This window comes from Protofrankia sp. CiP1_Cm_nod1, from assembly GCF_920888515.1.
Taxonomy (GTDB): Bacteria; Actinomycetota; Actinomycetes; order Frankiales; family Frankiaceae; genus Protofrankia.
Genome location: NZ_CAKKTM010000107.1, coordinates 1 through 12,123, shown reverse-complemented (window position 1 = coordinate 12,123; position 12,123 = coordinate 1). Strand labels below are relative to the sequence as shown.

Here is a 12,123-nt window from a genome sequence, read left to right as displayed (position 1 = left end):
GCCCGGCGGCGGCGGGCGGGCCGCGGCGGCCGCCGCCCGGCGCATCCTGCCCCGAGCCCTGCGCCACATGGCCGAGGTGGCGCTCGGCGTCACCCTTGCGGCGGGGGCCACTGCCCCGGCGCTGGCAGCCGGCCCGGTAGCGGGCACCGGGCCGGTGAACGTCCCGGTGCCCGTCACCACCAGCGTCACGGCTCCCTCGACCATCTGGCCGGACGTCGACCCGGCGCTGACGGCGAGCCCGTCAGCGGCCACCGGGCCGGCCACGGCCGGCACCTCGCCCTCGCTCCCTTCGCCCTCACTCCCCTCGTCCGCACTCCCCTCGACTGTGCCCTCCTCGACCGCGACCATCTGGCCGGACGTCGACCCGTACACCCCCGCCAGCACCTCGTCCACCCCGTCCACGCTGTCCGCGGACGGGGCAGGAGCATCCACGAAATCGCTGGAGCCGGCGGCGCCCGGCTCTCCGGCGCAGCTACCGGCCACCACGGCGTCTCCGGCGCAGCCGGCCAGCCCCACGGCCCCGCCGGCGCGGCACGCCCCCGCCCCCCCGCCTGTCACGTCAACGCCGTCCGGCGATCCGCTGGTGGCGCCGGCAGCACGGGGAGTCGGGACACCCGGTCAGCCCACAGCCGCGCCCCCGCCGGTCACCCAGGTCCAGGACAGCGCCGTGGTCGTCGTGCTGCGCGGCGACACGCTCTGGACGATCGCGGCCCGCCATCTCGGGGCGGGCGCGACCACCGAGCAGGTCGCGCAGGAATGGCCACGGTGGTGGGCCGCGAACAAGCACGTGATCGGCTCCAACCCCGACAAGATCTTTCCGGGGCAGCACCTACAGCCGCCCCCTCCCCGGCCCTGACCCCGCCCCTCCACCCATCCGGAGAAGACGCCGTGACCACTGCGACCACCGCGGCAGACCTCGCGCACGCGGGTTCCACCCGCACGCGACGCTTCTACCAGATACCGATCGCCCCCACCGACCCGCCGTACGACGACGACCCGCCAGCCGGCGCATGGGGGGCGCACCCACCCACCGGCCCCGCGGCGGCGGCCCCCGTCATCGCGGCGGCGGCCCCGATCGTCCTCGCGCTGCCCCGCACCGAGCATGCCGACCACGGTGATCAGCGGCCGTATCCGGCCAGAGACACGCTGGTACGGCCGCTGCAGCCCCTCCCGGGCCCCGGGCGCACCGACGCCCCGGGCACCGGGGAACTCCCCTCGGCCCGGGCCGCGGCCACCGTCGTCGTGCGGGCCATCGTCGAGGCCGTGACCGGGATCCGGCCCGTCGCGCACCTTGTCGCCTGGACCTCCCCGCGGGTGCAGGCAGATCTTGAACGACTGGTCGCCGGCAACGTCCGGCATCGGCGCCATACCCTTCGCTGCCTGCGGGTGTGCGAGCCACGGGAAGGGATCGCCGAGGTTGCCGCGGTGATCGCCAGAGGCGACCGGGTGTCCGCTATCGCCCTGCGGATGGAGACCGCCGGCAGCCGCTGGCGGGTCACCGCGCTACAGACCGACGCCCTTCGGCACGGTCCGGCAGGCGTACCCCGGGCGGCGGGTACGGCTCCGCTCGCGTAACGCCCAGGTCCGCCCGCGTGGAGCCCGTGCCGCGCGGGCAGCGCGACGCCGGCCGGGGCCGCGCCCTACCGAAGGCCGTCAGGGGCTTCGGCAGGGACGTGTCCGCGCGTCCTCCCGCCGGGCAGGCTCACGGTAGGCAGGCTCACGGCAGGCAGGGAACTGCCGGAAAATAACTCCGGTTGTTGATGTCGGTCTTGTTGCGGGGCTGACAGCAGCCTCTCTCGATCGAGAACCGCAGTTATTGATCGACGGGTCCCAAGATCACGGCGTTCCGCCGAGGGGGCCCGGCGAACGCGCCGCCGCGGCGCGCTCAGCTTCACGTTCTGCCAGGGGCGCCTGGTGGACGCGGCCCAGGGACGTCAGGCGGTGCTGCGATGGGCGGGGTCCCCGTGGCAGCGCTTGTACTTGCGCCCGGAACCACACGGGCAGGGGGCGTTGCGGGCCGGGCGGGCGCTACCGCCGGTCGCCGGCTGCTGCCCACCATGTGCCCCGGCCATGCCCCCGGAGACCCCGGTCGTCACCGTCTCGGAGCCACCGTCCGCTGACGGCGCCGTATAACGAAGATCCCCGGTGGGACGACGCGGCTCCAGGCCCTTGACGAACACCGGCGGTGGCGCGGACACCGGCTGGACATCCACGGTGTTCGCGGCGGCGGAACGCGCTGGTGGCCCGGCCGGCGCCATCGTGCCATCGGCCCCGGCGGGAACAGCCCCGGTGGCGACCGCCGGCCGGACAGCCGTGGGATGGCCGGGCCCCCCGACCACCTGCGCCGCGCCGTCCACCGGGGTGACCGCCGGGCCGGCCGGCGCCGCGCCGGCCTCGGCGGCCGCGGAATCCGCGCCCGGAACCTGCACCTCGGCGTTGAACAGCAGCCTGACCGACTCCTCCTTGATGCCCTCCATCATGGTCTGGAACATGTCGTAGCCCTCCCGCTGGTACTCGACCAACGGGTCACGCTGCCCCATTGCCCGCAGGCCGATTCCCTCCTGCAGGTAGTCCATTTCGTACAGGTGCTCACGCCATTTCCGGTCGAGGACGGCGAGAACGACCCGGCGTTCCAGCTCCCGCATGAGCGGGTCGCCGTCCGGGCCCGGGCCGAGGTCCTCCTCGCGCCGGTCATAGGCATCGTGCGCGTCGGCCTGCAGCTCCTCGATCAGGGTTTCGCCGGTCAGCCCCTCACGGTCGTCGGGGGCCGGCACCTCCACGCCGACCTGGTACAGCTCGCCCAGACCGCTCCAGAGGGTGTCGAGGTCCCATTCCTCGGGATACCCTTCCGCGGTCGCGCCGCGGACGTACGCCTCCACCGTGTCGTCGATGAAATGGCGGACCTGTTCGTGCAGATCGGCCCCTTCGAGAACCTTCCGGCGCTCCTCGTAGATGACGGTGCGCTGTTTGTTCATCACCTCGTCGTACTTCAGGACGTTCTTGCGGATCTCGAAGTTCTGGCCCTCTACCTGGGTCTGCGCGGAACGGATCGCACGAGTGACGATCTTCGACTCGATCGGCACGTCCTCGGGAATGTTGAGCCGGTCCATGATTCCCTCGACGGCCGCGGCGTTGAACAGCCGCATGAGGTCGTCGCCCAGGGACAGGTAGAACCGGGACTCCCCGCGGTCGCCCTGGCGGCCGGCTCGTCCACGCAGCTGGTTGTCGATGCGGCGGGACTCGTGGCGTTCGGTGCCCAGCACGTACAGCCCACCAAACGCCAGGACATCCTCGTGCTCGCTGCTGACCGACGCGCGAGCCTTCTCCAGCGCCTCGGGCCAGGCCGCCTCGTAGTCCTCCGGAGTGTCGATCGGGCTCAGGCCGCGCTGGCGCAGTTCTACCTGGGCGAGGAACTCGGGGTTGCCACCGAGCATGATGTCGGTACCGCGCCCGGCCATGTTGGTGGCGACGGTCACCGCGCCCCGGCGCCCCGCCTCGGCGATGATCGAGGCTTCCCGCTCGTGCTGCTTGGCGTTGAGCACCTCGTGCTTCACGCCGCGCTTGGTCAGCTCCTTGGACAGGTACTCCGACTTCGCCACGCTGGTCGTGCCCACGAGTACCGGCTGGCCCCTGTCGTGGCGCTCGGCGATGTCGTCGACGACCGCGCTGAACTTGGCGACCTCGGTCTTGTACACGACATCGGGCTGGTCGGCCCGGATCATCGGCTTGTTCGTGGGGATCGGCACGACGCCGAGGGTGTAGATCTGGTGGAACTCCGCCGCCTCCGTCATCGCGGTTCCGGTCATTCCGGACAGTTTGTCGTAAAGGCGGAAGTAGTTCTGCAGCGTGATCGTGGCCAGGGTCTGGTTCTCCTGCTTGATCTCAACCTTTTCCTTGGCCTCGATCGCCTGGTGCATACCCTCGCTGTAACGCCGGCCGTGCAGTACCCGGCCGGTGAACTCGTCGACGATGAGAACCTCGCCGTCCGTGACGATGTAGTCCTTGTCCCGGCGGTAGAGCTCCTTTGCCTTCAGGGCGTTGTTGAGGTAGCCGACCAGCGGGGTGTTCACCGATTCGTAGAGGTTGTCGATACCGAGCTGGTCCTCCACCTTGGCCACCCCGCTCTCGGTGATGGCCACCGTCCGCTTGCCCTCTTCCACCTCGTAGTCGACGTCTCTGACCAGGGCCGGGGCGATACGGGAGAACTCGGTGTACCAGCGGGTCGGGTTGTCCGCCGGGCCGCTGATGATCAGCGGTGTCCTGGCCTCGTCGATCAGGATCGAGTCGACCTCGTCGACGACGGCGAAGCTGTGCCCGCGCTGCACGAGCTCATCACCGCTCCAGGACATGTTGTCCCGCAGGTAGTCGAAGCCGAACTCGTTGTTGGTGCCGTAGGTGATGTCGGCCTCGTACTGCTGGCGGCGGACCGCCGGTGGCATCTGCGGGTGGATCACACCGACCGTGAGCCCGAGAAAGCGGTGCACCCGGCCCATGTTCTCCGCGTCCCGCTGGGCCAGATAGTCGTTGACGGTGACAATGTGCACGCCCTTACGGGACAGCGCGTTCAGATAGGCCGGCAGCGTGGAGACGAGGGTCTTGCCCTCACCGGTCTTCATCTCGGCGATGTTGCCCAGGTGCAGGGCCGCCCCGCCCATGATCTGGACGTCGAAGTGCCGCTGGCCGAGGGTCCGCCGGGCCGCTTCGCGTACGGCCGCGAATGCTTCGGGGAGAAGTTCGTCGAGGGTTTCCCCGTCGTCGATCCGCTGCCGGAACTCGTCGGTCATCGCGCGCAGCTCGGCGTCGGTGAGCCCCACGAAGTCGTCCTCGAGGAGGTTCACCTGCTCGGTGATGGCCTTGAGCCTGCGCAGAATACGGCCCTCGCCGGCGCGGAGGATCTTCTCGAGTACCACGGGTGAAACTCCTCGGGCGGCTTGTCGGCTGGGTCACCTACACAACGAGACTAGGCTAGACCCCCGGTGCTGATCGATCCTCCCCGTACGGCGGGTCGGACATCCTTGTGACAGGCGGGACGCTTGTGACAGGCCGGACGCCGCACCAGGCGGCCTCACCCGTCGAAAGGGCCGGCCCTCCCTCCCCACCAGCGGGGCGGTACGGAATCGTGCTGCCGTGCCCGTGCCCGGCCGCGGATCCTCGTGGCTGCTGGCGGATCCGCTCCCGGCCCCGGGGCCCGCCCATCAGAACGTACGGGAACCGCGGTCAGTGCCCGGCCGCCGACGCCTCCCGCGGGCTCGTAGGCGATCCTGACCAGATGCCGAAGCTCGACCCCGTGGAGATCACGGCTGGCCGGATCCACCTCCGCCCGTGGATCCCCGCCGACATCGACGACGTCCACCGTGCCTGCCAGGACCCGGACATCCAGCGCTGGATAAGGATTCCCTCGCCCTACACCCGGCAGGACGCCGAGGCCTACATCACCGGGTTCGCGCCCCGGCAGTGGGACGACGGCCGGGGTGCCCCGTTCGCCGTGCTGGACGCCACGTCGGGGTCGGTGCTGGCCTCCGTGAGCCTGACCGAGGTGACCGACGACGGCCTGGCCACGGTGGGTTACTGGTGCGCGCCGGGCGCACGTGGCCAGGGTGTCGTCAGCCAGGCGGTCGGTGTGGTGAGCCGCTGGGCGTTCCAGGTCCTCGGGGTCGAACGGCTGGAATGGACGGCCGGGGTGGGCAACTGGGCCTCCCGCCGGGTGGCGGAGAAGAACGGGTTCACCATCGAGGGCACGCTGCGCCGGGGCCTCGTCCTGCGCGGCGTCCGGATCGACTGCTGGATCGGCTCCCTGCTGCCGGACGACCGGCCTCCGTCGTGACGGTCAGCAACCATATGGCCGGGCAGCTTCATGCCAGCCGGCCACGACCGACCGGCCGGTCGCGACCGCGTGAAAACAGTCCGGGAAACACGGCGTACGCCAGGAGGAACACGGCATACGCCAGCCCGGCGTGTCCCCGGCCGGGTGGCCGCCACGGCGACCGCCAGCAGGCTCAGGCAGCAGGCGCGGACGGTGACGGATTCAGGTGATTTCCAGCAGCTTCTCCCTGACCGCGTAGACCACCGCCTCCATCCGGGAGTGCAGCTGAAGCTTCTCCAGGATGTTACGGATGTGATTCTTGACCGTGTTCTCACTGATGAACAGCTGCTTGGCGATGTCGCGGTTGTTGAGCCCCTTGGCGACGAGCCGCAGGACCTCCATCTCACGATCGGTGAGCCTGGGGGTGGGCAGCTGCGGCCGACTGTCCGCCTTTTTGATCATTAGTGCGAACTCGCTGAGAAGTTTCGAGGCCATCGACGGGCTGATCAGGCTCTGCCCCCCGTGCACGGCGCGGATGGCGGTGGCAACCTCGTCGATCGAGATCTCCTTGAGCAGGTAGCCCATGGCACCCGCCTTGATCGCGTCGTAGAGGTCGCCCTCCTCGTCGCTGATGGTCAGCATGACGATCTTTGCGCTGGGCACTGCCTGCTTGATTGCGCTGGTCGCGTCGATCCCGCCGCGACGCGGCATCCGGACATCCATGAGGACGATGTCGGGCGCGGTGTCGACCGCCATCGTGACGGCTTCGGAGCCGTCCGGTGCCTCACCGACCACCTCGATGTCCTTCTCCTGCTCAAGGACCATCTGTAGGCCACGCCGAAACAGAGCATGATCGTCAACGACGAGCACCCGGATGGGATCCGGCGACAACGGCTCTTCCCCCGGCTGGCGCCCATCCCCCGTCATATGACCTCCCTCACGTCGCGGCGGACCCCTGCCAGGTGTCCGTGCCGGTGCACGGGCCACCTGGCAGGCGGCTGAAGACATCCACGGCAGATGGTCCCACGTCAATTGGACCTGCATGCCTTTACACCGTTGCGACCATGTCACGAGGCTGGTCGTGGCCGGCCTCCGGATCCGCCTGCCGGTGGCCCGGATACGGCCTATGCGTGAACCGCGGAGTCCTGGTGAGGATCCTGAGCCGCGTCCGCACCCGTATCCGCCTCAAGCCGGATCAGGCCGTAGTCGTATCCACACCGTCGGTAGACGACACTCGGCAGGCCCGTGTGCACGTCACGGAAGAGGTAGAAGTCGTGGCCCACGAGCTCCATATTGGACAACGCTTCGTCAAGAGTCATGGGCGTGGCTCGGTGGACCTTCTCACGGACGACCATGGGGGACGGATCCGCGACACCGTAGTCCGCGTCGCCGCCGGCAGCCGCCGAAGCATCGAGCACACCGACGGCCGGGCTCCCGTCCGGCAGACCGGACGGCCGGTCGGGGGCGGTCTGCGCCAGTGAGGCACGGCCCGCGCCGTTGTGACGGCTCCGCCTGTCGGCAGCCCGCCGTAGCCGTTCGGCGAGCTTCGCCGCGGCCAGGTCGAGCGCCGCGTAGGGGTCGGCCGCGGCAGCCTCCGCGCGGATGACCGGACCCCGTGAGAACACGGTCAGCTCGACACGCTCGCGGACATCCGCCATGCGCGGGTTGCGCTCGCGGGAGAGCTCCGCGTCCACCCGGAACGCCTTGTGATCAAACCTCTCAAGCTTCGCAATCTTGGCCTCGGCCTGCTCGCGGAACCTTTCAGGAACCGCGGTGTGCCTTCCCTTGACCACGATGTCCACTCGTTTCACCTTCCTGTAGACCGGAAGTCGCGACCATCGGGCAGTCCCGACGGATCGGGCCAGGCCCCGCTTCCGGTGTCGTGCCGTGCGCCAGGGCTTATCTGCTGCCTCGTTCCTTCCGCTCGGGCCCCCGGACACCTGGGCCCTCGCCCCGCCTGTCAGTCCCCGTGGTGCCGGTACGGGTGACGACAGTTTTATCCCTCCGGTACCCTGATCGCAGGCAAACGGACAGCTTGGGGCCGGTCATCTCGAGTAGGGCGTCGGTGGGCCAACGTCGCGGCGGCGACCGCCGCCACCGATACCGGTACCGCGCCGGCACGCAGCACCCGAGTGGCTTCGGACAGCGTCGCCCCGGTTGTCACGACGTCGTCGATGACGATGAACAACGCTCCGGGCGTCCCACGGCCGTCCCAGCCGACGGAGGCATCCGGCGGGAAAGACCCGGCCGCGGAAGAAACATGGTCGCCCGGCCCCCGGCCCCCTGGAGCACGGCGCAGGATGAACGCGCCGTCGACATTGGCCGCGCGTTCCGCGGCGCTCAGGCCCGCCTGGTCCGCCACCGGCCGGGCGGGGCGCAGCATCGGCACCACCCGTGCCGGCACGCCCGCTCGGCGCAGCACCCGGGCGGCGCCGTCGCCGAGCCGGCGTACGTGGTCGAACCCGCGCTGACGCACCGCGGCCCGGGTCGACGGCACCGGCACCAGAACGACCGGGCCGTCGTGTGCTGACGCGGCCCTGGCCGCGACCACCGCGCGGGCCAGTGCCGACACGAGTGGCCCGGGGGCGTCCAACCTGCCTCTTTCTTTGAAGGCCAGCAGGATTCGCCGGCACGCGCCGTCGTAGACGGCGCCGGCGAAACACGGTGGCCCTCGCCGCTTCGGGGTGGCCGTCTGTCCCGAAGCGGCGAGGAATGCGGGCCGATCGACCGCGGCCTCACACACCGCGCAGACAGCCGGGCCGGGACGGCCACAGCCGGCACAGCTTCGCGGCAGGAGAAGATCCAGCAGGACCTCGAAAGCGGCGGACAGGTACGTAGCGGACATGTTTCGTATGGTCACCCCGCCGGCCCCGGCCTGACCAGCACCCGGCCCGTCCTGTGGAAAACCCTCGTGGGGCGGGACCTGCCTGTGGACAACGCCCGCCCAGGACGCCCACGACGTGCATGCTCTGTGAGCGCGGCCTTTCCGCAGACGCGAAAAGAAATCGAATGAATACAAATAGTCATCAAAGATGGGCTTTCCTGTCCGCCTGGCACCCAACATCGACAGATCTGGCACGATCGCACTCACCGGGTCCACCGGCAGTAGGGCACGCGGCAGTACGGGCACGCGGCAGGCCGGGCCGATCGTTGGCAGCGCGGATCCATCCATACGGCGAACCGGTCACGGCGGCACGGGTGCGCCGGCCCCGGACAGCGCGCCGGGACACTGGCGCGGCCGCCTCCATCCGGACCGCCGGAGGCCCGAGAAGGTGAGGAGACCGACATGACCGGCGGACCAGGCTGGGGCGACCCCCAGCCACCCGGCGGGCCGAATCCCTCGGACGGCCGGCAGCAGCCGCCGCCACCCGGCTGGGGGCAGCCCCAACCACCGCCGTCCGGCGGGAACCAGCCGCCCTCGCATCCTGGCGGGAACCAGCCCCCATCTCCTGGCGGGAACCAGCCCCCGTCTCCTGATTGGAACCAGTCCCCACCTTCTGGCTGGAACCAGCCGCCATCGGGCTGGGGGCAGCCACAGCCGACGGGAGGAGCGGGCCAGTGGGGGCCTCTGCCGCAGGCCGAGAAACCGGGGATCATCCCGCTACGGCCGCTGGCCGTCGGCGAAATACTCGACGGCGCCTTCGCCGCGCTGCGGCGCAGCCCCGCGGTAATGATCGGGCTGACCTTCGGTGTCACCACCGCGACACAGATCGTCGCGGCGGCGCTGACCGCGATCGGCCAGCGCGGCTCCACCGGTCTCGCGCTCTCCCTCAGCATCGTGGATATAATCATCAACTTCGTCGTCATCGTCGCGCTGACCGGCGTGCTCAGCGTGGCGGTGAGCGAGCTGACAATGGGTAGCAGCATCCAGATCGGAGAGGTCCTGCGGCGCGTCCGGCCCCGGCTGCCCGGCCTCGCCGGGCTGTCGGTCGTGGTGGCGCTGCTGACCCTGATCGGGCTCATCGGGCTCGTCATCGGCGGCATCTTCGTAGCGGTCGCGCTGGTCCTGGCGACCCCCGCGTTCGTCCTCGAAGGCGGCACGATCAGGACGGCCATGCGGCGCTCGTGGACACTGGTCCGCGGCGCATGGTGGCGCACCTTCGGGATCCTGCTGCTGACGAGCATAGTTGTCGCTGTCCTGCTGTTCGTCCTCGCCTTCATCTTCGGGCTGGCCTTCACCGCCGCCAGCGGCGCCCTGACCGATCCGGTCAGCGGCGACTTCACCGGGCCGGGCCTCGCGCTCAACGCGATTATGAGCATCATCATCGACACCGTGATCATGCCGGTCATGGCGAGCGTGGTCGTGCTGCTCTACGTCGATCGCCGCATCCGGCTGGAAGGGCTCGACATGACGCTCGCCCAGGCGGCGCGGGAGCGCCGCGCCGCGACCGGCCAGGGCTATCAGTGACGGGAGCACGAGCATCCGCGGCGGGAACGCGGGCGTCCGGGGCCCCGCGGCACAGCAATGGGTGAACCGCGATGATCGGGCCAGTGGTGACCCGTGACGCGGCAGCGGAGGAAGCCCGCCGCGAGCTGTCCAGGGCGATCTACCACCGGGCTGGGCCAGGCTGGTTCGAACGGGTGGTGAACTGGCTCACCGCGCGGCTCGGCGATCTGTGGGCCGGCGTCACCGAGCCGTCCGGCGGCGGCCTCGGCATCGCGGCCCTCGTCATCGTGGCCGCCGTGGCCGCCGTGGCGGTGCGGCTGCGTCTCGGCCCGCTGCGGCGGCAGGCCCGGATGGCGTCGACGGATCTCGATCTGACCAGTCCGCTGTCGGCGGCGGCGCTGCGGGCCGAGGCCGACGCCGCGGCCCGTGCCGGCGCGTTCGCTGACGCGGTGCGTTCCCGGCTGCGCGCCGTCGTGCGGATGCTGGAGGAGTCAGGAGTGCTCGAGCCCCGGCCGGGACGGACCGCCGGTGAGCTGGTCGCCGAGGTCGGCCGGATCGCGCCCGCTCCCACCCCCGCCCTGGCGGCGGCCGTGACCGTGTTCAGCGAGATCTGGTACGGCGGGCGGAGCGCGTCCGAGGCCTCCTACCGCACCGTCGTACGGGCGGACGAAGCGCTTACCGGGCTGCGGCCACGGCCGGGAGCGGGCGACGCCAGCCCGGCTCCCACCTTCACGGTGCCGGCTTGAGCGCCCTGGCCGGCCGGCGGCAGCGTAACCACGCGTCCGGCACTCCGCCACAGGCTGTACCGCCACGAGCCGCGCCGGTGCGGGCCGCCGGCCCGCCGGCCGTACCCTCGCCGGACGTACCCTCGCCGGCTGTGTCCCCGCAGAGCGTGTCGCCGCAGGATGTGTCGCCGCAGGATGCGGCCTCGCAGGCCGCTGCCCCGCGGGCGCCGGGCGCCGGGCGCCGGGGGCTCGATCCGCGAGCCCGCCGTGGCATCCGCGTCACAGCCGTCCTTTTACTACTTATCGTAATATGTATAATACTTGTGGTCATGTCTGCAAGCTCGAACGGACGCCCGCTCGATCCTGGGTCGGCCGATCCGGACGGGACCATGGCCCTGGCGCGGCTCGTGCGGGCGCACGGCGTCACAGTCACCGCGACGAACGACCCGGCCGAGACGGCGAACGAGCCGGATCCCGCCGACGTCACGATCGTGCTGGCCCACCCACAGCGGGCATCCAGGCAGGCGCTCGACAGGCTTGCCCAGCTGGCCGGCCAGGGCAGCGACGTGGTGCTCCTCGAGCCGGACGCGACTGTCGTCGACGCCCTGGGCCTGCCGGTCACCGTCACCGGCCGCGTCCCCTCCGGGACACCCTCGCCACAATGCCAGCTGTCTGAGGCCACCACGGCGGGGGCGGTCACGCTCGGTGGCCGGTCTGCTTTCCGGGCCACCGGGCCGGACGCGGCCGAGCTCACCATGTGTTACCCGGTGGAGTCGGCCTCGGTCCTGGTAGTCGTGCCGGCGCCCCGAGCACCGGGCCGGCCGCGGGAAGCGGCCGGGCCTGGACGGTTCGTCCTGATCGGCAACGCCGGTTTCATGACCAACGACCGACTGGACGAGCAGGGCAGCGCGGCGCTCGCGATCGGGCTGCTCAACCGGCACCGCACGCTGTCCTGGGTGACCCCGCAGCTCGGCGCCCCGGACGCGGTGGCCCGCAGAGGCCTGCTCGACCTGCTGCCCGACCGGGTGCCGCTGGCCTGCCTCCAGCTCGGCCTGGCCGCGGTCGTCCTCGCCCTGTGGCGGGGCCGCCGGCTCGGCCCGCCGGTACCCGAACCGCTCCCGGTCGTGGTGCGCGCGGCCGAGACCGTCGAGGGACGAGGCCGCCTCTACGCCGCCGCGCAGGCCCGGGACCTGGCCGCGGCGGTGCTG

10 protein-coding genes and 1 pseudogene are annotated in these 12,123 nt (G+C 71.0%); 6 read left to right on the top strand and 5 right to left on the bottom strand.

Going from position 1 to position 12,123, the window contains the following annotated elements; all coding sequences use genetic code 11:
• Positions 1–558: pseudogene (locus tag NBX02_RS05340) on the bottom strand (hypothetical protein); the annotation flags it as partial.
• A 25-nt stretch (positions 559–583) separates the two neighbouring features.
• On the opposite strand from NBX02_RS05340, the gene NBX02_RS05335 reads away from it, so the two are divergent.
• Together NBX02_RS05335 and NBX02_RS05330 are read left to right on the top strand one after the other, a co-directional pair.
• A complete protein-coding gene (locus NBX02_RS05335; protein ID WP_250290257.1) occupies positions 584–856 on the top strand; it encodes a LysM peptidoglycan-binding domain-containing protein in 273 nt (90 codons plus the stop codon).
• A gap of 32 nt (positions 857–888) precedes the next feature.
• Positions 889–1,575, top strand: a complete 687-nt coding sequence (locus tag NBX02_RS05330) for an Rv3235 family protein (RefSeq protein ID WP_250290254.1) — start codon at positions 889–891, stop codon at positions 1,573–1,575.
• A gap of 359 nt (positions 1,576–1,934) precedes the next feature.
• On the opposite strand, the gene secA is transcribed toward NBX02_RS05330, so the two are convergent.
• A complete protein-coding gene (gene secA / locus NBX02_RS05325) occupies positions 1,935–4,910 on the bottom strand; it encodes a preprotein translocase subunit SecA (RefSeq protein WP_250290253.1) in 2,976 nt (991 codons plus the stop codon).
• A gap of 359 nt (positions 4,911–5,269) precedes the next feature.
• Here secA and NBX02_RS05320 point away from each other — a divergent pair, with 359 nt between their 5' ends.
• Positions 5,270–5,824 (top strand): GNAT family N-acetyltransferase, encoded by a 555-nt coding sequence (locus NBX02_RS05320; protein WP_250285907.1) that lies wholly within the window; start codon positions 5,270–5,272, stop codon positions 5,822–5,824.
• Between the two features lie 201 nt (positions 5,825–6,025).
• Here the strand turns inward: NBX02_RS05320 and NBX02_RS05315 are convergent, their stop codons facing one another.
• The 3 genes from NBX02_RS05315 to NBX02_RS05305 all read right to left on the bottom strand — a co-directional run bounded on the left by NBX02_RS05315 (position 6,026) and on the right by NBX02_RS05305 (position 8,648).
• Positions 6,026–6,730, bottom strand: a complete 705-nt coding sequence (locus NBX02_RS05315; RefSeq protein WP_250285908.1) for a response regulator — start codon at positions 6,728–6,730, stop codon at positions 6,026–6,028.
• A gap of 197 nt (positions 6,731–6,927) precedes the next feature.
• Positions 6,928–7,605, bottom strand: coding sequence for a ribosome hibernation-promoting factor, HPF/YfiA family (hpf, locus tag NBX02_RS05310; RefSeq protein ID WP_250285909.1), 678 nt, complete (start codon positions 7,603–7,605; stop codon positions 6,928–6,930).
• Positions 7,606–7,799: 194 nt separating this feature from the next.
• A complete protein-coding gene (locus tag NBX02_RS05305; RefSeq protein WP_250285910.1) occupies positions 7,800–8,648 on the bottom strand; it encodes a ComF family protein in 849 nt (282 codons plus the stop codon).
• Between the two features lie 441 nt (positions 8,649–9,089).
• Here NBX02_RS05305 and NBX02_RS05300 point away from each other — a divergent pair, with 441 nt between their 5' ends.
• The 3 genes from NBX02_RS05300 to NBX02_RS05290 all read left to right on the top strand — a co-directional run.
• Positions 9,090–10,211, top strand: coding sequence for a hypothetical protein (locus tag NBX02_RS05300; RefSeq protein ID WP_250290260.1), 1,122 nt, complete (start codon positions 9,090–9,092; stop codon positions 10,209–10,211).
• A 71-nt stretch (positions 10,212–10,282) separates the two neighbouring features.
• Positions 10,283–10,936 carry a DUF4129 domain-containing protein gene (locus NBX02_RS05295; RefSeq protein WP_250290251.1) on the top strand — a complete coding sequence of 218 codons (654 nt, stop codon included), beginning with the start codon at positions 10,283–10,285 and terminating at the stop codon, positions 10,934–10,936.
• Between the two features lie 308 nt (positions 10,937–11,244).
• A partial coding sequence (locus NBX02_RS05290; protein ID WP_445548276.1) for a DUF4350 domain-containing protein occupies positions 11,245–12,123 on the top strand: 879 nt, incomplete at its 3' end.